Annotated in this window: 20 protein-coding genes; 15 read left to right on the top strand and 5 right to left on the bottom strand. The window is 69.6% G+C overall.

Annotated features, from left to right (window positions below):
• The first annotated feature begins 17 nt into the window (after nt 1-17).
• The 7 genes from WT16_RS35530 (at nt 18) to WT16_RS05155 (ending at nt 7,020) form a co-directional block, all read left to right on the top strand.
• Complete coding sequence (locus tag WT16_RS35530) at nt 18-296, top strand: hypothetical protein (RefSeq protein ID WP_082874704.1); 279 nt, start codon at nt 18-20, stop codon at nt 294-296.
• On the top strand, nt 275-1,711 hold the full coding sequence (gene pyk, locus WT16_RS05180) for a pyruvate kinase (RefSeq protein ID WP_009911366.1): 1,437 nt from the start codon (nt 275-277) through the stop codon (nt 1,709-1,711). The genes WT16_RS35530 and pyk overlap by 22 nt, the downstream gene beginning before the upstream one ends.
• A 282-nt stretch (nt 1,712-1,993) precedes the next feature.
• A complete protein-coding gene (gene fba / locus WT16_RS05175) occupies nt 1,994-3,058 on the top strand; it encodes a class II fructose-bisphosphate aldolase (RefSeq protein WP_063532834.1) in 1,065 nt (354 codons plus the stop codon).
• 189 nt (nt 3,059-3,247) lie between these two features.
• Complete coding sequence (locus WT16_RS05170) at nt 3,248-4,138, top strand: phosphoribosylaminoimidazolesuccinocarboxamide synthase (RefSeq protein ID WP_063532833.1); 891 nt, start codon at nt 3,248-3,250, stop codon at nt 4,136-4,138.
• A 35-nt stretch (nt 4,139-4,173) separates the two neighbouring features.
• Nucleotides 4,174-4,692, top strand: coding sequence for a 5-(carboxyamino)imidazole ribonucleotide mutase (purE, locus tag WT16_RS05165; protein WP_006024709.1), 519 nt, complete (start codon nt 4,174-4,176; stop codon nt 4,690-4,692).
• Between the two features lie 94 nt (nt 4,693-4,786).
• A complete protein-coding gene (locus WT16_RS05160) occupies nt 4,787-5,983 on the top strand; it encodes a 5-(carboxyamino)imidazole ribonucleotide synthase (RefSeq protein WP_063532832.1) in 1,197 nt (398 codons plus the stop codon).
• Nucleotides 5,984-5,994: 11 nt separating this feature from the next.
• Complete coding sequence (locus WT16_RS05155) at nt 5,995-7,020, top strand: L-threonylcarbamoyladenylate synthase (RefSeq protein ID WP_063532831.1); 1,026 nt, start codon at nt 5,995-5,997, stop codon at nt 7,018-7,020.
• A gap of 231 nt (nt 7,021-7,251) precedes the next feature.
• On the opposite strand, the gene WT16_RS05150 is transcribed toward WT16_RS05155, so the two are convergent.
• The 4 genes from WT16_RS05150 to WT16_RS33485 form a co-directional block, all read right to left on the bottom strand.
• On the bottom strand, nt 7,252-8,391 hold the full coding sequence (locus WT16_RS05150) for an SGNH/GDSL hydrolase family protein (RefSeq protein WP_063532830.1): 1,140 nt from the start codon (nt 8,389-8,391) through the stop codon (nt 7,252-7,254).
• A 108-nt stretch (nt 8,392-8,499) separates the two neighbouring features.
• Nucleotides 8,500-9,417 carry a sterol desaturase family protein gene (locus tag WT16_RS05145; RefSeq protein ID WP_006024713.1) on the bottom strand — a complete coding sequence of 306 codons (918 nt, stop codon included), beginning with the start codon at nt 9,415-9,417 and terminating at the stop codon, nt 8,500-8,502.
• 340 nt (nt 9,418-9,757) lie between these two features.
• Nucleotides 9,758-11,296, bottom strand: coding sequence for a D-alanyl-D-alanine carboxypeptidase/D-alanyl-D-alanine-endopeptidase (dacB, locus tag WT16_RS05140; protein ID WP_063532829.1), 1,539 nt, complete (start codon nt 11,294-11,296; stop codon nt 9,758-9,760).
• A complete protein-coding gene (locus WT16_RS33485; RefSeq protein ID WP_156442991.1) occupies nt 11,293-11,460 on the bottom strand; it encodes a hypothetical protein in 168 nt (55 codons plus the stop codon). Before WT16_RS33485 ends, dacB begins: the two co-directional genes overlap by 4 nt.
• Before the next feature lie 30 nt (nt 11,461-11,490).
• On the opposite strand from WT16_RS33485, the gene WT16_RS05135 reads away from it, so the two are divergent.
• The 6 genes from WT16_RS05135 to WT16_RS05110 all read left to right on the top strand — a co-directional run bounded on the left by WT16_RS05135 (nt 11,491) and on the right by WT16_RS05110 (nt 16,937).
• Nucleotides 11,491-12,153: a response regulator gene (locus WT16_RS05135; protein WP_006024715.1), complete on the top strand. Its 663-nt coding sequence runs from the start codon at nt 11,491-11,493 to the stop codon at nt 12,151-12,153.
• 3 nt (nt 12,154-12,156) lie between these two features.
• The gene (locus WT16_RS05130) at nt 12,157-13,470 is read left to right on the top strand and encodes an ATP-binding protein (RefSeq protein WP_015601431.1); all 1,314 of its coding nucleotides are present in this window, start codon (nt 12,157-12,159) and stop codon (nt 13,468-13,470) included.
• Between the two features lie 146 nt (nt 13,471-13,616).
• Entirely contained in the window at nt 13,617-15,107 is a 1,491-nt protein-coding gene (locus WT16_RS05125; protein WP_015600854.1) for a DegQ family serine endoprotease, read from the top strand.
• 161 nt (nt 15,108-15,268) lie between these two features.
• Entirely contained in the window at nt 15,269-15,691 is a 423-nt protein-coding gene (locus tag WT16_RS05120) for a carboxypeptidase-like regulatory domain-containing protein (protein ID WP_006024718.1), read from the top strand.
• Between the two features lie 127 nt (nt 15,692-15,818).
• A complete protein-coding gene (locus WT16_RS05115; protein WP_006024719.1) occupies nt 15,819-16,178 on the top strand; it encodes a DUF427 domain-containing protein in 360 nt (119 codons plus the stop codon).
• Between the two features lie 27 nt (nt 16,179-16,205).
• Nucleotides 16,206-16,937 carry an SRPBCC domain-containing protein gene (locus WT16_RS05110; protein ID WP_006024720.1) on the top strand — a complete coding sequence of 244 codons (732 nt, stop codon included), beginning with the start codon at nt 16,206-16,208 and terminating at the stop codon, nt 16,935-16,937.
• Between the two features lie 126 nt (nt 16,938-17,063).
• On the opposite strand, the gene bpeR is transcribed toward WT16_RS05110, so the two are convergent.
• Nucleotides 17,064-17,699, bottom strand: coding sequence for a TetR family transcriptional regulator BpeR (bpeR, locus tag WT16_RS05105; RefSeq protein ID WP_063532828.1), 636 nt, complete (start codon nt 17,697-17,699; stop codon nt 17,064-17,066).
• Nucleotides 17,700-17,942: 243 nt separating this feature from the next.
• Here bpeR and WT16_RS30280 point away from each other — a divergent pair, with 243 nt between their 5' ends.
• Both WT16_RS30280 and bpeA read left to right on the top strand, forming a co-directional pair.
• A complete protein-coding gene (locus WT16_RS30280) occupies nt 17,943-18,089 on the top strand; it encodes a hypothetical protein (protein WP_009911389.1) in 147 nt (48 codons plus the stop codon).
• A gap of 19 nt (nt 18,090-18,108) precedes the next feature.
• Nucleotides 18,109-19,353, top strand: a complete 1,245-nt coding sequence (gene bpeA, locus WT16_RS05100) for an efflux RND transporter periplasmic adaptor BpeA (RefSeq protein ID WP_043282033.1) — start codon at nt 18,109-18,111, stop codon at nt 19,351-19,353.
• Nucleotides 19,354-19,356: the final 3 nt, after the last annotated feature.

The following is a 19,356-nucleotide window of genomic DNA, read 5'->3' as shown; positions in this document are numbered from 1 at the left end:
GGGCGGCAGCCGCCCGCGTGACGCCGGCGGGCACGCGCGTTGCGCGCCCCGTCGGGCCGGCGGCTCTCGTCGGGCTGCCGGCGGCGCGCCCGGGGCGGGCGCGCCGGACCCGAATCGACGATGCGGCGCCGGCCGTCCACGCCGGCGCCCGCGGACAAAGCGACGCCGGGCGCACGCACCGGCGCGCGTTCCGAAGCGGCGGCGGCTGGGCCGCGCGGCTTCGGCTCTCGCGGCGGTACATCCAGCGCTTTCACTCAGTCAGACGAGGAGATTCATGCACCGCGCCACCAAGATAGTCGCCACGATCGGCCCGGCATCCAGCTCGCCGGAGGTCCTGTTGCAGATGATGCACGCGGGTCTCGACGTCGTGCGGCTCAATTTCTCGCACGGCTCGGCCGACGATCACCGCGAGCGCGCCGAGATGGTCCGCGAGGCCGCGCGCCGGGTCGGCCGGGAAATCGCGATCATGGCGGACCTGCAGGGGCCGAAGATCCGCGTCGGCAAGTTCGAGGCGGGCAAGACGACGCTCGCTCCCGGCCAGCCGTTCGTTCTCGATGCGACGTGCGAGCTCGGCAACGACGAGCGGGTCGGCCTCGACTACAAGGATCTGCCGCGCGACCTGAAGCCGGGCGACGTGCTGCTGCTCAACGACGGCCTGATCGTGCTGAAGGTCGATCGCGTGCTCGGCGACGAGATTCACACGACCGTCAAGGTGGGCGGCGATCTGTCGAACAACAAGGGGATCAACCGGCAGGGCGGCGGGCTGTCGGCGCCCGCGCTGACCGCGAAGGACATGGAGGACATCCGTACCGCGATGTCGCTCGGCGCGGATCTCGTCGCCGTGTCGTTCCCGAAGAACGCGACCGACATGGAGATGGCGCGCCAGCTCGCGAACATCGCGGGCGCGCCTTACGGCATCAAGCCGAAGATGATCGCGAAGATCGAGCGCGCGGAGGCGATTCCGGCGCTGCAGGAGATTCTCGACGCGTCGGACGGGATCATGGTCGCGCGCGGCGACCTGGCCGTCGAGGTCGGCAACGCGGCCGTGCCCGCGCTGCAGAAGCGGATGATCCGGATGGCGCGCGAGTCGAACAAGCTCGTGATCACCGCGACGCAGATGATGGAATCGATGATCCACGCGCCCGTGCCGACGCGCGCGGAGGTGTCGGACGTCGCGAACGCGGTGCTTGACGGCACCGACGCGGTGATGCTGTCCGCCGAGACGGCGACGGGCAAGTACCCGGCCGTGACGATCGAGGCGATGGCGGCCATCTGCGTCGAGGCGGAGAAATCCGAGCACGTCGAGCTCGACAAGGACTTCCTCGACCGCACGTTCACGCGGATCGACCAGTCGATCGCGATGGGCGCGCTCTTCACCGCGTATCACCTGGGCGCGAAGGCGATCGTCGCGCTGACCGAATCGGGCGCGACGGCGCTCTGGATGTCGCGCCACTACACGCACGTGCCGATCTTCGCGCTGACGCCGCGGGTCGGCAGCGAGCGCACGATGGCGCTCTTTCGCAACGTGACGCCGCTGCACGTCGACTTCGACAGCGACCGCGATTCCGCGCTGCAGCAGGCGCTCGAGCTGATCGTGCGGCGCGGCTACGTCGCGCACGGCGACATGGTCGTGCTGACGGTCGGCGAGCCGATGGGGCAGGCGGGCGGCACGAACACGCTGAAGATCGTGCGCGTCGGCGAGCATTACTGAAGCGGAACGGACGCCCGGCGAGCGCGAGCGCCTGCCGGGCATGCCGCTTGCGCGGGAACGAAAAAGCCGCGGGGGTCCGACGCCCCGCGGCTTTTTCGCTTGAAGGCGGCCTGAAAGACGTAACAAATTGCCAGCGAATCCGCCATTTGGCCTGAATCGGGGGCGCTTCGCGATAAAATGCGGCTATTCGACGCTCGGCCGCGCCGGTCCGCCCGCCTGTCATCCGGGGCGGGCCGTCAAGCGCCGCGTAGGGCGCAAGGTTTTCATTCAAGGAGTACCACAATGCCTCTCGTATCAATGCGTCAACTGCTGGATCACGCAGCGGAGAACGGCTACGGCCTGCCCGCGTTCAACGTGAACAACCTGGAGCAGGTGCAGGCGATCATGGCGGCCGCCGACGAAGTCGGCGCGCCCGTGATCATGCAGGCGTCGGCGGGCGCCCGGAAGTACGCGGGCGAGGCGTTCCTGCGCCACCTGATCGAAGCGGCGGTCGAGTCGTACCCGCACATTCCCGTCGTGATGCACCAGGATCACGGCCAGTCGCCCGCCGTGTGCATGACGGCAATTCGCAGCGGCTTCACGAGCGTGATGATGGACGGCTCGCTCGAGGCCGACGGCAAGACGGTCGCATCGTACGAGTACAACGTCGACGTGTCCCGCAAGGTCGTCGAGATGGCGCACTCGATCGGCGTGACGGTCGAGGCCGAGCTCGGCGTGCTCGGCTCGCTCGAGACGATGAAGGGCGACAAGGAAGACGGCCACGGCGCCGAAGGCACGATGACGCGCGAGCAACTGCTGACGGACCCCGAGCAGGCCGCCGACTTCGTCAAGCTCACGCAGTGCGACGCGCTCGCGATCGCGATCGGCACGTCGCACGGCGCGTACAAGTTCACGAAGAAACCGACGGGCGACATCCTGTCGATCCAGCGGATCAAGGAAATCCACGCGCGCATCCCGAACACGCACCTCGTGATGCACGGCTCGTCGTCGGTGCCGCAGGATCTGCTCGCGGAAATCCGCGAGTTCGGCGGCGACATGAAGGAAACCTACGGCGTGCCCGTCGAGGAAATCCAGGAAGGCATCAAGCATGGCGTGCGCAAGGTCAACATCGACACCGACCTGCGTCTCGCGATCACGGGCGCGATCCGCCGCTACATGTTCGAGAATCCGGGCAAGTTCGACCCGCGCGACTACCTGAAGCCCGCACGCGAAGCGGCGAAGAAGATCTGCGTCGCGCGCTATCTGGCGTTCGGCTGCGAAGGCCAGGCGGCGAAGATCAAGCCGGTGCCGCTCGAGAAGATCGCCGAGAAGTACAAGGCGGGCGACCTCGCGCAAGTGGTGCGTTGAGTCTGTAGTACGATCTGGCCGGCCCGCGGGCGGGGCGGCCGGATACGCCCGGTCCGGCCCCGAAGCCGCCAGGCCCCGCCGGGCCAAGCCGCCCGGCCGGTTCGCCGAAGTATTGCAAGGCCGCCGTTCCCGCCAGCCGCGGGGAACGGCGTTTCCCTTTTTGTTTGGCTCCTTATCTGCGAAAAGACGATGTCTACCCTCTACGAATCCACGCTGCGCTCGCTGCCGCTTCTCGGTCGCGGCAAGGTCCGCGACAACTACGCGGTCGGCAACGACAAGCTCCTCATCGTCACGACCGATCGCCTGTCGGCGTTCGACGTCATCATGGGCGAGCCGATTCCGAACAAGGGCCGCGTGCTGAACCAGATGGCGAACTTCTGGTTCGACAAGCTCGCGCACATCGTCCCGAACCATCTGACGGGCGTCGCGCCCGAGACGGTCGTCGCCGACGACGAAGTCGGGCAGGTGAAGGGGCGCGCGGTCGTCGTCAAGCGGCTCGAGCCGATCCTCGTCGAGGCGGTCGTGCGCGGCTATCTCGCGGGCAGCGGCTGGAAGGACTACCAGGCGACGGGCAAGGTGTGCGGCGTCGAGCTGCCGGCCGGCCTCTCGAATGCGCAGAAGCTCCCCGAGCCGATCTTCACGCCCGCCGCGAAGGCCGAGATGGGCCATCACGACGAGAACATCTCGTTCGAGGAAACCGAGCGCCGCATCGGCACCGAGCTCGCCGTGACGATCCGCGACATCTCGATCAAGCTGTACAAGGAAGCGGCCGACTACGCGGCGACGCGCGGCATCATCATCGCCGACACGAAGTTCGAATTCGGCCTCGACGAGCACGGCAAGCTGTTCCTGATGGACGAGGCGCTGACGGCCGATTCGTCGCGCTTCTGGCCGGCGGACGAATACCGGGTCGGCACGAATCCGCCGTCGTTCGACAAGCAGTTCGTCCGCGACTGGCTAGAGGCGCAGAACTGGAGCAAGGAGCCGCCCGCGCCGAAGCTGCCCGACGACGTGGTCGCGAAGACGAGCGCGAAGTATCAGGAAGCGCTCGAGCGCATCACGGGCAAGACGCTCGACTGAGCATCGTCCGATTCACCGAAACGAGGAAGCGCACGATGAGCGAAGTCCAGACCGCCCACACGCACAGCGCGCCGCTCGTCGGCGTGCTGATGGGTTCCAGCTCCGACTGGGACGTGATGAAGCACGCCGTCGCGATCCTGCAGGAATTCGACGTGCCGTACGAGGCGAAGGTCGTGTCCGCGCACCGGATGCCCGACGAGATGTTCGACTACGCTCAGAAGGCGCGCGAGCGCGGCCTGCGCGCGATCATCGCGGGCGCGGGCGGCGCCGCGCACCTGCCCGGCATGCTCGCCGCGAAGACGACGGTGCCCGTGCTCGGCGTGCCCGTGGCGAGCAAGTACCTGAAGGGCGTCGATTCGCTGCATTCGATCGTGCAGATGCCGAAGGGCGTGCCGGTGGCGACGTTCGCGATCGGCGAGGCCGGCGCGGCGAACGCGGCGCTTTTCGCGGTGTCGATCCTGGCCGGCACGTCGGTCGACTACGCGAACCGGCTCGCCGCGTTCCGCGTGCGGCAGAACGAGGCCGCGCACGCGATGGCGCTGCCGCCGCTGTGAGGCCGCCGCGCGAGCCGCTTGCAACATCGATCGTCCTGACCGCGGCGGGCGCCGCCGCCCGCCGACACCGACCCCAGGGTCTGTTTTACATATCATGACTGCACTCCCCACCCCGAATTCCCCGATCCTGCCGGGCGCCTGGCTCGGCATGGTCGGCGGCGGCCAGCTCGGCCGCATGTTCTGCTTCGCCGCGCAGGCGATGGGCTACCGCGTCGCGGTGCTCGATCCCGATCCGACGAGCCCCGCAGGCGCCGTCGCGGACAAGCATCTGCGCGCCGCGTACGACGACGAGGCCGCGCTCGCCGAGCTCGCGCAATGGTGCGACGCCGTGTCGACCGAGTTCGAGAACGTGCCCGCCGCGAGCCTCGACTTTCTCGCGCAATCGACGTTCGTCGCGCCCGCCGGCCGATGCGTCGCGATCGCGCAGGACCGGATCGCCGAGAAGCGGTTCATCGCGGCGTCTGGCGTGCCCGTCGCGCCGCACGTCGTGATCGAGTCGCCCGCGCAGCTCGCGGCGCTCGCCGATGCGGATCTCGCCGCGGTGCTGCCCGGCATCCTGAAGACCGCGCGCCTCGGCTACGACGGCAAGGGGCAGGTGCGCGTCGCGACCGTGCGGGAAGCGAGAGACGCGTACGCGTCGCTCGGCGGCGTGCCGTGCGTGCTCGAGAAGCGCCTGCCGCTCAAATACGAAGTGTCGGCGCTGATCGTGCGCGGCGCGGATGGCGCGTCCGCGGTGTTTCCGCTCGCGCAGAACACGCATCACGGCGGCATCCTGTCGCTGACCGTCGTGCCCGCGCCCGCCGCGAACGACGCGCTCGTGCGCGACGCGCAGCAGGCGGCCGTGCGGATCGCCGATTCGCTCGAATACGTCGGCGTGCTGTGCGTCGAGTTCTTCGTGCTCGAGGACGGCTCGCTTGTCGCGAACGAAATGGCGCCGCGGCCGCACAACTCCGGCCACTACACGGTCGATGCGTGCGAGACGAGCCAGTTCGAGCAGCAGGTGCGCGCGATGACGCGGCTGCCGCTCGGCAGCACGCGCCAGCATTCGCCCGCCGCGATGCTCAACGTGCTCGGCGACGTGTGGTTCGCGGACGGCGCGTCGGGCGAGCCCGTCACGCCGCCGTGGGACCGGGTCGCCGCGATGCCGACCGCGCGGCTGCATCTGTACGGCAAGGAAGACGCGCGCGCCGGCCGCAAGATGGGCCACGTGAACTTCACCGCGGCGACGCTCGACGGCGCGGTCGCGGGCGCGACCGCCTGCGCGCGGCTGCTGCGCATTCCGCTCGACTGACGGGGCGCGCGATGTCGAACGATCGACCGATTCCGACCGCCGAGCAGATCGACGAGGCCGCCGGGCTGCTCGATGCGGGCGAACTCGTCGCGTTTCCGACCGAGACCGTCTACGGGCTCGGCGGCGACGCGCAGAACCCGGCCGCCGTCGCGCGCATTTATGCGGCGAAAGGGCGGCCGGCGAACCATCCGGTGATCGTCCACCTCGCGCCGGGCAGCGATCCGGGCTACTGGGTCGATTCGTTGCCCGCCGACGCGCAAAAGTTGATCGACGCGTTCTGGCCCGGCCCGCTCACGCTGATCCTGAAGCGCGCCGCGCATATTCCGGACGCGGTGAGCGGCGGGCAGGACTCGGTCGGCCTGCGTTGCCCGTCGCATCCGGTCGCGCAGGCGCTGCTGCGCGCGTTCGACGCGCGTCGCGGCGGGCACGGCGGCGTCGCCGCGCCGTCGGCGAACCGCTTCGGCCACGTGAGCCCGACCACCGCGCAGCACGTGCGCGACGAGTTCGGCGATGCCGTCCACGTGCTCGACGGCGGCCCGTCCGACGTCGGGATCGAATCGACGATTCTCGATCTGTCGCGCGGCTTTCCGGCGCTGCTGCGCCCGGGCCAGGTGACGCCGCGGCAGATCGCCGACGTGCTCGGCGTCGCGCCGCGCCTGCCCGACGGCAGCGACGCGACCGCGCCGCGCGCGTCCGGCACGCTGAAGGCGCATTACGCGCCGCGCACGCCGCTCGCGCTTGCGCCGTTCGAGCGGATCGAGCCGCTGCTCGCGACCGCGCGCGATGCCGGCGAGCGGGTCGCGCTCGTCGCGCGCGCATCGCGTGCCGGCGCGTGGGCGCACGCGGAGGGCGTGCATTTCGTTGCGGCGCCCGAGGACCCGCAAGTCTACGCGCGCGAGCTTTACGGGCTGTTGCGCGCGCTCGATCGTGCGCAGGTCGCGCGCATTCTCGTCGAGAAGCTGCCGGATACGGCCGAATGGATCGCGGTGAACGACCGGCTCGGCCGTGCGGCGGCTGCGTTCGACGCGCTGGAGTGAACGCCGGGCGGCGAGGCGGTTGATTCGGCGGGCCGGCGAAGCCGGGCGTGGCTTCGTTATGCTGCTCTTGTCGCCCAAGCGACGAAAAGCCCTGCAGGGCCGGCTCCTCCAATGGCAAACGCCCGGTTCGCATCACGCGAACCGGGCGTTTTCGCTTCACGACGCGGATTCGTCTCCGCGTCGCGACCGGGCGGGGCGTGCGAGACGCGCCGCCCGCCGCGCGCCGGCGCCTTACTTGCCGACGCCCGTCTTCGCGATCTGCTGCTCGACGTACTGCGCGAAGAGCGCGTGCAGGCGCGTCGTCGGGTGGACCGTGTCGGCGAACATGTAGGTCTGGTCCGCGTTCGCGACCGTGTACATCTGCGGCGAGCAGAACAGCGACGAGCCGAACGCGCTCGGGTTCGAGACGCCCGCCTTCGTCGCGGCGGCGATCATCGACTGCAGGTTGCACGCGGTGCCCGTGTTCGCCACCGAGAAGCCGTTGCCCTGATAGTTCGCGGCGATGCCGTCCTGCCACGTGAACGCGTCGATGAGCACGGCCTTCGCGGGGTCGACGTTCAGCGCCTTCAGCGCCGCGGCGAGCGTGCTGTTGAAGACCGTCGACAACTGCGTGAGCGCGGCCTGCTGGCCCGTCGACACCGCGAGCGGCGTGCCGCCGATGTCCGGCACGTTCGACACGAACACGTGCGTCGCGCCCGCCGCGACGATCTGCTGGACGATGCCCGCGAGCTGCTGCGCGGCAAGGCCGATCTGCTGCGCGGCGGCGAGCTGCGCGGCGGGCGTATTGCCCTGAGCCTGCGCGACCTGCACCTGATAGAAGATGTCGTTCGCGCCGCCGTTGACGAGCACGATCTGATTCGCGTTGAAGCTGCCGTGCTGCTGCAGGTATTGCTGCACCTGCGTCGCGACGGGCACGGTCGTCGCCTGCGCGTAATCGGCGTTCGCGACGCTCGCGTCCGCGTGGCCGATACCCGGCTGCTGCGTGACACGCGAGCCGCCCTGCGCGTAGCCCAGGCCGCCTGCCGCCTGCAGCGGCACGCCGAAGCCACCCTCGAACGCTGGCGTGAGCGTGCTGCCGTAGTAGGCGGCGACGTCCTGCGTCCACACCTGGCCCGGATTCGTCGTGAAGCGGCCGCCGCCGAAGCCGATCAGGATCTGCGGCGAGTAGGTGCCGGCGTCCGACAGGCTGTCGCCGAAGGACACGACCTGCATGTTCACGCCGGCGCTCGGCGGCGACGAGCCGTTGTCGTCGCCGCCGCCGCACGCGGCGAGGAGCGCGAACGCGGCGCTCGCGAGCGCGACCTGCGCGCCGCGCCAGAAGCGGCGGCGTGCGGTGCCGGCGGGTTGTTGTTGTCGTTGCTGCTGATTCATGCGGGTCTCTCCTCGTAGATATGCTTGTGCTGCATGGCCTGCGCCGTGCCGCGCCGCAACGTGTGGCGGCGACGCGGCCCGGCGCGATGGTGGTGAAGCCGTGTTTCGTTATCGTTCGCGGGGCGCGGCGGCGAGCGCGGGCGGTTCGTGCGGCTGCGCGCGCGCATGCGCAACCCGAGCATGATAAGCGCTCGCCCATTCGGGCGGGCCGAAAACGGCACGCAGCTTGTTGCGCCAGCCTTCGACGCCGAACGCGTCGGCCGCCATCGACCGCCATTCATGGAACGTCGCGACGAGCGGATTGTTCGACCGGAGCGGCTCGACGATCCCGTATTCGGGCGGATCGCGCGGGTCCTCGTCGACGTAGCTGCCGAACAGGCGATCCCAGATCACGAGCACGCCGGCGTAGTTGCGATCAATGTAGCGCGGGTTGCGCGCATGGTGCGCGCGATGGATCGACGGCGTGTTCAGCACGTATTCGAGCCAGCCGAGCTTCGGAATCGTCTGCGTATGGACGAAGAACTGGAACGCGAGGTTGATGAGCACGATGCCGACGATCTGCTGCGGCGCGAAGCCGAGAAACGCGAGCGGCAGCCAGAACGCCCACATGCCGGCGATCGGATACATCAGGCTTTGCCGCATCGCGGTCGAGAAATTCAGGCGCTCGGACGAATGGTGGACGACGTGCGCGGCCCACAGCCAGCGCACGCGGTGGCTGCAGCGGTGGAACACGTAGTAGAGCAGGTCCTGCGCGACGAACAGCACGGCGAACGACACCCACGTGCTGTCCCACGTGAAGAGCCGGTAGTGCGTGTAGCAGTACGCATAGATCGGGATCACGAAGATCCACGCGATCTTGTCCGCGCCCTGGTGCATCAGCGCGAGCGCCGCGTTGCAGAGCGTATCGCGCAGGTTGTAGACGCGCTCGCCGGGGCGCGTGCGCGCGAGGTGCCACGCTTCCCAGCCGATGCAGAGCAGGAAGACGGGCGCGAGCGCGAGCAGAAGCAATTCGACGTTGAATTGCATGAGTGTCTCCCTCTTGTTGTGGTTCGCGCGATCCGGCGCATGCGGCTTGCGGCCCACGCGCGCGGTTCGGCGGCGTCAATTGCAGCCAAAAGGGTACGCAATCGGCGTACCGGACGCGAGAGTGTTTCGTAGAGGGAGTCTTCGACGGGCGCGCGGCATGGTGCGGCGCGCCGAGCCGCGGCGGCGGCCATCGGCGAAACCCACGGGGACGGACGTCCGCGTGGAACATGGCCGGGAAACAGCGAGGAAAACAGCGAGGAAAACAGCGGGAGCGGAATCGGTTCCGGTCCGCGCGCGGCCGCGCGAAGGCCGCGCCGCCGCTGTGCGTGCCGGACGCGAATCAGTGCGGCCCTTCGTACACCCATTCGAGCAGCGCGTCGTGCGCCGCGCGCGCGGCCGCCGCGCGGTCGTCGTTGATGAAGCTGACGACGACGTAGCTCGACCCGTCCGCCGACGCGACGTAGCCCGCGATCGCACGCACGTCGCGCAGCGTGCCCGTCTTGATGTGCGCGTTGCCGCCGACGGGCGCGTTCGTCAGCCGGTTCTTCATCGTGCCGTCGACGCCCGCGACCGGCAGCGAATCGACGAACGCCTGCGCGACGGGGCTCGCGTTCGCCGCCTGCAGCATGTCGGCAAGCGACAGCGCGCTCACGCGCTCGTCGCGCGAGAGCCCGGAGCCGTTCTCGAGCGCGAGCCCGTCGATCGGCAGCCCGCTTTTCGCGAGGAACGCGCGGATCGTGTCCGCCGACTGAGCGGGCGTCGCGGGCGGCTGGTGCTCGACCGCGCCGATCGTGAGGAACAGGTTGCGCGCCATCACGTTGTTGCTGAACTTGTTGATGTCGTGCACGACGCTCGACAGCACCGGACCGTGGTGCGACGCCACCGGCCGCGCGCGGCCCGGCACCTTGCCCTCGGCGATCGTCCCCGAGAACGAGCCGCCCGTCTGGCGCCACAGCGCGAGGAAGCCGCGCGCGAAGAACGCGGAATGGTTCAGCACCGCGAGATTGGTCGTCGTCGGGCCGCAGCTCGGCGGATAGTCGCCCGCGAACGACGCGGTGAGCTCGCCGTTCGCGTCGGTCGCGAGCGTCGGTCGCGCCGAGCCGCACGAGCCTTGTCCTTCGACGAGCTGGTTGTCGACGCTCAGGTTCGCGAGCGGCGGCACGACGTCGACCGCGACCGCGCCGTTGTCGGTCGGCGTCACCGTGAACGACAGCGCCTTGAACGCGTAGAGAAGCGGATCGGGGCCGACGTTGTACGGCGCGCTCGCGTCGTCGTCGAGCGGCGGCAGGTCGCGCGTCTCGGGCGCGAAGAAGGTCTTGTCGAGCACGAGCGCGCCGTCCACGTTGACGATCCCCGCGCGGCGGATCTTGTTGACGAGGTCGATCAGTTCCTCGGGCACGAGCTTCGGATCGCCCGTGCCCTTCACGTACAGCGTGCCGTGCAGCGTGCCGTTCTCGTCGACGTCGCCGTCCGCATACGCGCTCGTGCGCCAGCGATAGTCGGCGCCGAGCAGCGACAGCCCCGCGTAGGTCGTCACGAGCTTCATCGTCGATGCGGGCTGCATTGGCCGGCTCGCGTTCCATGCGACGACGGGCGTGCGATCGCCGATCCGCTCGACGGCGACGCTCAGGCTCGACGCCGGCACGCGCGCGCGCTGCAGCGCGACGAGCACCGACGCGGGCAGCACGTTGCGCGCGGCCGACACCGCGGCCGGATAGCGCGGCGGCTTCGGCTTCCTGCGGGCGTCGGCGGGCGCGGCGAACGCGAGCGCGGCGCACGCCGCGGCGAGCATCGCGCCGCGCAGGAGCGCGCGCGGCGCGCGGGCGGCGGGACCGGTCGGACGTGGCGAGGCGGCGTAGCGGGAGGCGTTGTGATTCATCGACGAATACGGGAGAGGAAGGCGACGTGAGCAATGGGCGTGCGCGGGCGGCGCGCGGTGCCAAGCCGCACATTGTAGAGAATGTAGAGAAAACGGCGCGCGAGCAGCGCCGAAATCGGCCGAAGGTCCGTTCGCGCGCGCGGCGGCGCTACAATGTCCGCCATCTCGAACGCATGCGACGGACGTTTTTCAGGATGCGGATATTGCTGGTTGAAGACGATCGAATGATCGCCGAAGGGGTGCGCAAGGCGCTGAAGGCCGACGGCTGCGCGGTCGACTGGGTGCAGGACGGCGATGCGGCGCTCACCGCGCTCGGCGGCGAGGCGTACGATCTGCTGCTGCTCGATCTCGGGCTGCCCAAGCGCGACGGCATCGACGTGCTGCGCACGCTGCGCGCGCGCGGGCTCGCGCTGCCGGTGCTGATCCTGACCGCGCGCGACGCGGTGGCCGATCGCGTGAAGGGCCTCGACGCCGGCGCCGACGACTATCTCGTCAAGCCGTTCGATCTCGACGAGCTCGCCGCGCGGATGCGCGCGCTGATCCGCCGCCAGTCGGGGCGCAGCGAATCGCTGATCCGGCACGGCACGCTGACGCTCGATCCGGCGTCGCACCAGGTGACGCTCGGCGGTGCGCCCGTCGCGCTGTCGGCGCGCGAGTTCGCGCTGCTGGAAGCGCTGCTCGCGCGACCGGGCGCGGTGCTGTCGAAGAGCCAGCTCGAAGAGAAGATGTACGGCTGGGGCGAGGAGATCGGCAGCAACACCGTCGAAGTCTATATCCACGCGCTGCGCAAGAAGCTCGGCTCGGACCTGATCCGCAACGTCCGCGGCCTCGGCTACATGGTCGTGAAGGAAGCGTAGCGCGTGAGGTCGATTCGCCATCAATTGCTGATCTGGCTGCTCGCGATCGTCGTGGCCGGGGTGGGGCTCGCCGGCTGGATGATCTATCGGCAGGCGCTCGCCGCCGCGAACGAGCTGTTCGACTATCAGTTGCAGCAGATCGCGGCCGCGCTGCCGTCCGAGCCGTTCTCGCAGGTGCTCGGCTCGCAGACGAACGGCGACGAAGGGATCGTGATCCAGATCTGGAACCGCAACGGCGTGCTGATGTATTTCTCGCATCCGCGCGCGCCGATCGCGCCGCGCGCGGAACTCGGCTTCTCGACCGAGCGCACCGAGCGCGGCGCGTGGCGCGTGTACGGCGCGATCGTCGGCGACAACGTCGTGCAGCTCGCGCAGCCGCTGTCGGTGCGCAACCGGCTCGCCGCGAGCGTCGCGCTGCGCACGCTCTGGCCGCTCATCGTGCTGCTGCCGTTTCTCGGCGCGGCCGTCTGGATGATCGTCGGGCGCGGGCTCGCGCCGCTCTCGCGCATGACGCGCGCGGTCGAGGCGCGCCGGCCCGACGCGCTCGACCCGCTGCCCGATTCGCCGCTGCCGCTCGAAGTGCGCCCGCTCGTGCACGCGCTCAACGGGCTGCTCGCGCGGCTCTCGGCCGCGCTCGACACGCAAAAGGCGTTCGTCGCGGACGCCGCCCACGAGTTGCGCACGCCGCTTGCCGCCGTGCAGATCCAGGCGCAGCTCGTCGCGCGCGCGCAGGACGACGTGTCGCGCCGCGAGGCGATCGTCGATCTGCAAAGCGGCGTCACGCGCGCGACGCGTCTCGCCGAGCAACTGCTCGCGCTCGCGCGCGCGGAGCCCGGCAACGCGACGGTGCGCGAGCGCGTCGATCTGCGCGCGATCGTCGAGGAGTGCGTCGCCGCGCACGCGCCGCTCGCGCAGCGGCGCGACATCGACCTCGGCTTCGAGCAGCTCGAGGACGCGAGCGTGGACGCCGATCCCGCCGCGCTGCGCGTGATGTTCAACAACCTGCTCGACAACGCGGTGAAGTACACGCCGGCGGGCGGGCGCATCGACGTGTCGCTCGCGCGCGGCGGCGCGCGCGCATGCGTGCAGATCGGCGACAGCGGCCCCGGCATTCCGGCCGCCGAGCGCGAGCGCGTGTTCGACCGCTTCTACCGCGACACGTCCGCGCGGGCGCGCACCGACGTCGCGGGCAGCGGCCTCGGCCTCGCGATCGTCAAGCGGGTGGCCGCGCAGCAGCGCGCGACCGTGACGCTCGGCGAGGCGGCGGCGGGCGGGCTCCTCGTCAGCGTCTCGCTGCCGTGCTCGGGCGGCGCTTGACGGCACGCGTGCGGCGGCATGCGGCCGCGTGCGCCCTGGCGCGGGCCCCTCGCTTGCTTCATCCGCTCAATGGTTCCCGAGGCCGATTAAGCCTGCTTTAAGTCAGGGTCGTTACGCTTCGAACCGTTAGACGAGGAGAACGATCGATGACTACCCGAATCCTTGCGCGTGGCGCAGTTGCCGTGGCCGTCGCCGCGGCGTTGTCGGCGGGGTATGTGGCGGGCACCCGCCATGCGGAGCCGCAGGTCATCACGCCGGCCGTCGCCGCGCTGATGCCGGCCGAGGCGGCCGCGAAGACAGGCATTCCCGACTTTTCCGGGCTGGTCGAGACCTACGGGCCGGCCGTCGTGAACATCAGCGCGAAGCACGTCGTGCAGCGCGCCGCGCAGCGTCGTGCGGCGCCGCAACAATTGCCGATCGACCCGGACGATCCGTTCTACCAGTTCTTCCGACATTTCTACGGGCAGATCCCCGGGATGGGCGGCGGCCGCCAGCCGCAGCCGGACGACCAGCCGAGCACGAGCCTGGGCTCCGGGTTCATCATCAGCGCGGACGGGTATATCCTGACTAACGCGCACGTGATCGACGGCGCGAACGTCGTCACCGTGAAGCTCACCGACAAGCGCGAGTACAAGGCGAAGGTCGTCGGCACCGACAAGCAGTCCGACGTCGCGGTGCTGAAGATCGACGCGTCGGGCCTGCCGACCGTGAAGATCGGCGATCCGGCGCAGAGCAAGGTCGGCCAGTGGGTCGTCGCGATCGGCTCGCCGTACGGGTTCGACAACACGGTCACGTCGGGCATCATCAGCGCGAAGTCGCGCGCGTTGCCCGACGAGAACTACACGCCGTTCATCCAGACCGACGTGCCGGTGAACCCCGGCAACTCGGGCGGTCCGCTCTTCAACCTGAACGGCGAGGTGATCGGCATCAACTCGATGATCTACTCGCAGACGGGCGGCTTCCAGGGCCTGTCGTTCGCGATCCCGATCAACGAGGCGATGAAGGTGAAGGACGAGCTCGTGAAGACGGGCCACGTGAGCCGCGGCCGGCTCGGCGTCGCCGTGCAGGGGCTCAACCAGACGCTCGCGAGCTCGTTCGGCTTGCAGAAGCCCGACGGCGCGCTCGTCAGCTCGGTCGATCCGAAGGGGCCGGCCGCGAAGGCGGGGCTGCAGCCGGGCGACGTGATCCTCGGGGTCGACGGCGTGCCGGTTCAGGATTCGACGATGCTGCCCGCGCAGATCGCGGGCATGAAGCCGGGCACGAAGGCCGATCTGCAGATCTGGCGAGACAGGTCGAAGAAGACGGTGTCGGTGACGCTCGCGTCGCTGACCGACGACCAGGCGAAGGCGGGCGTCGACGGGCCCGTCGAGCAGGGGCGTCTCGGCGTCGCGGTGCGGCCGCTTTCGCCGCGCGAGCGCAACGGCTCGTCGCTCACGCACGGCCTTGTCGTCCAGCAGTCGACGGGCCCCGCCGCGAGCGCGGGCATCCAGCCGGGCGACGTGATCCTCGCGGTGAACGGGCGGCCCGTCACGAGCGCGGAACAATTGCGCGATGCGGTCAAGCGCGCGGGCAACAGCCTTGCGTTGCTGATCCAGCGCGACGACGCCCAGATTTTCGTGCCGGTCGATCTGGGCTGAGCCGGGTCGGGCCCGGCGCGACGGGCCGGCCGGCGCGGCGGCAAGGCGCGCAGGCGGCATGACGGCCGTCCTCCGCTTCGCGCGGCCGGCCTTCGCCCGTCGTCTTCGCCGGCGGTCCTGCGGGGCCTCCGGCTTCGGCTGGCGGATTCAAGGAGCGAATCATGCGACAGCAAAGCGTTTCCAGATACCTGATCGCGGCGGCGCTGGCCTTCGGCCTCGCGGGCGTCGCGAGCGCGCAGCCCGGCCTGCCCGACGTGCAGCACCAGGGCGACGTCGGCTTCGTGTCGGGCGGCGTGGGGCTCGACGAGTCCACCGCGTTCCAGCGCAGCGAAGGCAGTTGGCCGCTCGCGCTGCGCTTCACGGGCGCGGGCGGCGAGTATCTGTCCGACGTGCACGTGTCCGTGCTCGACGCGCAAGGCGGCGAAGTGCTGAAGACCGATGCGCGCGGCCCCTACATGCTCGTCAGGCTGAAGCCGGGGCGCTACACCGTGCATGCGAGCTACAACGGCAGCGAGCAGACCCACGCGGTCACGGTGCCGGCGAAGGGCGGCACGAAGGCGGCGTTCTCGTGGAAGGCGCAGTGACCTGCTGCGGCGATGACGCCGCGCAATTTGCGGCGGTTTGGCCGATAATGCGATAACAAGCGGCGTTTCGCCGCGGCCATGCTTATTTTCGGCCGGCGCGTGCGCGCAGCGGCCGTAGGGGAAACCGATGTCCGACGCCGCAGGCCATCGCATCGAAATCGTGCCGAACCGCCATCGCGTTCGCGTGATCCATCGGGGGATCACCTATGCCGATTCGCTTGCCGCCTACACGCTGAAGGAATCGGGCGCGCCCGACGTCCAGTATCTGCCGCGCAACGACGTCAACATGTCGCGGCTCGTGCCGTCCGGCCGTGTCGCGCACTGCGCGCACAAGGGGCCGGCAACCTATTTCCATCTGCATACCGAAGACGGCGTGATCGAGAACGCCGCGTGGAGTTACGAGGAGCCGTCCGGGATCACGGACGCGATCCGGCAGTATGTCGCGTTCGATGCCGCGCGCGTCGACCGCATCGACGTGACGTCCTGACGCGGCGGTTCTTCGGGGGAGGCGATCATGGAACTGAACGACGCGTTGTACATTCCGCTCGCGCCGTCCGTCGTCTGGGATGCGCTGCAGGATCTCGCGCTCGTGCGCGCGAGCCTCGATCACTGCGAGTCGTTTTCGCGGCTCGCGCGCGGTGAATACGCGCTCGCGCTGACGGTGCCGCTCGGTCCGCTGCGTGCGCGCTACGACGTGCGCGCGCACGTCGTCAGCGAGCGCCGCGACGAGCCCGAGCACACGAGGCGCACGCTGAACTTCCGGGCCCGAGCGGACGGCATCGGCGCGCTGCGCGGCCAGATCGACGTCGTGCTCGCGCCCGCCGACGACGAGCGGGGCGCAAGCCGCGGCGCACCGGCGACGCGGATCGAATATGCGGTGTGGGCGACGGCCTCCGGCCCGCTCGCCGAGCTGCCGGGGCGTCAGATCCGGAACGCGCTGCATGAGCTTGCCGACGATTTCTTCACCGAATTCTGCGCGGTCGTGCAGGCGAAGCACGGGCTCGCGCCGAACCGCGTGCGCGATGGCGCGCCGCAGCGGCAGCACGTGTTCCTGCGGCCCGCGGCGTTCGCCGCCGGCATCGCGCGCCGCGCGCACGCGCAGCACCTGGGCGGCGCGCTGACGGGGCGCGCGGCGAGCGCGCTGCATCATCGCGAATCGAACCCGGTGCCGCTCTGGGCGTGGGCCGCGATGATCTTTTTCGTCGCGCTGCTGCTGTACGCGGCGCGCTGGTTCAACGGCGGCTGAGCCGCGCGACTCCCGCCGCTGCGCCGCCCCGAACGGCGCGCGTCCGCCTTTTTCCTCGCATCCGTTCCCGCCTGATTGCCGCGAACGCGCGGGCTCTGCGCGCGCGGCCCCTTCGTCGCTCCGCGCTCAATCGTCCTTGCGCATCGCGGGGCTCGTGCGCAGCATGTCGAAGCAGCCGTCGACGAGCTTTTCCGCATGCCGCTCCGCGTCAATCTCGCCCGGCAGCATCAGCATGTCGCGCACGAAGCCGCTGACGAGCGTATGCAGCATCAGCGTCGCGCGCCACGTGTCGAGATCGGCCGGCAACTGGCCGTTCGCTACGCCCTGCGCGAGATCCGCCTCGATGTTGCGCAGCGCGTCGCGCATCCCTTCGCGGTTGCGCTGCAGGAGCGGCCCCATGTCCGCGACGTACTCGCACTTCATGAACAGGATGCTGAACACGCGCCGCAACTGCGGATCGCGCGCGGCGCCGAGCAGGCACCAGATCAGGATCTCGCGAATCCGGCCGAGCGGGTCCGCGTGCGGCTCGCCCGTGCCGGCCTTCAGTTCGTCGATCGGCAGCAGCACGCGGTCGAACATCGCGTCGAAGAGCTCGCTCTTGCTCGCGAAGTGCCAATAGATCGCGCCGCGCGTGACGCCCGCGTGCTGGGCGATGTCGGAGAGCGACGTGTGCGACACGCCTTTCTCGAAGAAGACGCGCTCGGCGGCGTCGAGAATGCGGTCGCGCGTCGCGAGCGCTTCCTCCTTCGTGCGTCTGGCCATTCAACAGCTCATTGTGTGCAAGATCGAGGTCATTGCGTGAATAACAGGGTTGCATCATAAGCGCCGCACCGGGGTCGCACGCTCGGCGTCACCGCTGTAAACCTTGGTAATGTGTAAGAAATTGTGCAGCGCACGAAGGACTTTTACATACATTCGTGAATGTATATACAATGCCAGCTTACGGCCGAATGGCCTTCGAGGCAATCAGTTAATATCCGTCTCTGCTGATTTCCCTCCTCATTGTTGTTCCGCGCGTGCTGCGCGCGGCGGCATCCCGGCACGGCAGTCGCGTGCCGCTGTTGTATTCGCAGTCAAGCAATCCAGTTGTCCGATCCGCGCCGCAAGGCGCGTTCGTGTTGTGTCCCCGAGGCCGGCACTTATTTCATCTAGTTACAAACGAGGTCGCTCCATGCGCGTCGAACGGGTTCCATACCGCTTAATCACTGTCGCGACGGCTGCCGTTTTCCTGGCCGCGTGCGGAAAAAAAGAATCGGCTCCGCCCCCTCAAACGCTCGAAGTCGGCGTGGTCACCGTCCAGCCGCAAGCCGTGCCGGTCGTCTCCGAACTGCCGGGCCGCACGAGCGCGTATCTGGTCGCGCAGGTGCGCGCGCGGGTCGACGGCATCGTGTTGCGGCGTGAGTTCACGGAAGGCAGCGACGTCAAGGCCGGCCAGCGTCTCTACAAGATCGATCCCGCGCCGTACGTCGCGCAACTGAACAGCGCGAAGGCGACGCTCGCGAAGGCGCAGGCGAACCTCGCGACGCAGAACGCGCTCGTCGCGCGCTACAAGGTGCTCGTCGCCGCGAACGCGGTCAGCAAGCAGCAGTACGACGACGCGGTCGCCGCGCAAGGGCAGGCGGCCGCCGACGTCGGCGCCGGCAGGGCCGCGGTCGAGACCGCGCAGATCAACCTCGGCTATACGGACGTGGTCTCGCCGATCACGGGCCGCGTCGGCATCTCGCAGGTCACGCCGGGCGCGTACGTGCAGGCGAGCCAGGCGACGCTGATGTCGACCGTCCAGCAGCTCGATCCGGTCTACGTCGACCTCACGCAGTCGAGCCTCGACGGCCTGAAGCTGCGCCAGGACATCCAGAGCGGGCGCATCAAGACGGAAGGCCCGGGCGCGGCGAAGGTCACGCTGATCCTCGAGGACGGCAAGCCGTACTCGGAGCCGGGCAAGCTGCAGTTCAGCGACGTCACCGTCGACCAGACGACGGGCTCGGTCACGATTCGCGCGATCTTCCCGAACAAGCAGCGCGTGCTGCTGCCGGGCATGTTCGTGCGCGCGCGCATCGAAGAGGGCGTCAACGACAACGCGTTCCTCGTCCCGCAGATCGGCGTCTCGCACGATCCGAAGGGCCAGGCGATCGCGATGATCGTCGACGGCAAGGGCAAGGTCGCGCCGCGCGTGCTCACCACGAGCGGCACGCAGGGCCAGAACTGGGTCGTCGAAGGCGGCCTGCAGGCGGGCGACCGCGTGATCGTGCAGGGCATCGACAAGGTGCGCCCGGGGATGAGCGTGAAGGCCGCCGAGGCGCAACTGCCGGCCGCGGCGGCCGGCGCGCCGGGCGCCGCGCCTGCGGGCACATCGCCTGCCCAGGCCGCGTCGGGCGCCGCGCCGTCGAGCGCCGCTGCCGCGTCGAGCGCGCAATAACAG

This window comes from Burkholderia sp. MSMB1589WGS, from assembly GCF_001636105.1.
Classification (GTDB): Bacteria; Pseudomonadota; Gammaproteobacteria; order Burkholderiales; family Burkholderiaceae; genus Burkholderia; species Burkholderia humptydooensis.
Note: the sequence above shows the minus strand (reverse complement) of the source record. Positions and strands in the feature narration are given on the sequence as shown.

Bases quoted from the DNA above. Each gene is read 5' to 3' on its own strand.
- WT16_RS05170 (WP_063532833.1), top strand. From the start codon at position 3,248: ATGTCTACCCTCTACGAATCCACGCTGCGCTCGCTGCCGCTTCTCGGT.
- WT16_RS05160 (WP_063532832.1), top strand. From the start codon at position 4,787: ATGACTGCACTCCCCACCCCGAATTCCCCGATCCTGCCGGGCGCCTGG.
- WT16_RS05145 (WP_006024713.1), bottom strand. From the start codon at position 9,417: ATGCAATTCAACGTCGAATTGCTTCTGCTCGCGCTCGCGCCCGTCTTC.
- WT16_RS05110 (WP_006024720.1), top strand. From the start codon at position 16,206: ATGGAACTGAACGACGCGTTGTACATTCCGCTCGCGCCGTCCGTCGTC.
- bpeA (WP_043282033.1), top strand. From the start codon at position 18,109: ATGCGCGTCGAACGGGTTCCATACCGCTTAATCACTGTCGCGACGGCT.
- WT16_RS05115 (WP_006024719.1), top strand. From the start codon at position 15,819: ATGTCCGACGCCGCAGGCCATCGCATCGAAATCGTGCCGAACCGCCAT.
- WT16_RS05155 (WP_063532831.1), top strand. From the start codon at position 5,995: ATGTCGAACGATCGACCGATTCCGACCGCCGAGCAGATCGACGAGGCC.
- pyk (WP_009911366.1), top strand. From the start codon at position 275: ATGCACCGCGCCACCAAGATAGTCGCCACGATCGGCCCGGCATCCAGC.
- WT16_RS05135 (WP_006024715.1), top strand. From the start codon at position 11,491: ATGCGGATATTGCTGGTTGAAGACGATCGAATGATCGCCGAAGGGGTG.
- dacB (WP_063532829.1), bottom strand. From the start codon at position 11,296: ATGAATCACAACGCCTCCCGCTACGCCGCCTCGCCACGTCCGACCGGT.
- WT16_RS05125 (WP_015600854.1), top strand. From the start codon at position 13,617: ATGACTACCCGAATCCTTGCGCGTGGCGCAGTTGCCGTGGCCGTCGCC.
- WT16_RS05120 (WP_006024718.1), top strand. From the start codon at position 15,269: ATGCGACAGCAAAGCGTTTCCAGATACCTGATCGCGGCGGCGCTGGCC.
- fba (WP_063532834.1), top strand. From the start codon at position 1,994: ATGCCTCTCGTATCAATGCGTCAACTGCTGGATCACGCAGCGGAGAAC.
- WT16_RS33485 (WP_156442991.1), bottom strand. From the start codon at position 11,460: ATGGCGGACATTGTAGCGCCGCCGCGCGCGCGAACGGACCTTCGGCCG.
- purE (WP_006024709.1), top strand. From the start codon at position 4,174: ATGAGCGAAGTCCAGACCGCCCACACGCACAGCGCGCCGCTCGTCGGC.
- WT16_RS05150 (WP_063532830.1), bottom strand. From the start codon at position 8,391: ATGAATCAGCAGCAACGACAACAACAACCCGCCGGCACCGCACGCCGC.
- bpeR (WP_063532828.1), bottom strand. From the start codon at position 17,699: ATGGCCAGACGCACGAAGGAGGAAGCGCTCGCGACGCGCGACCGCATT.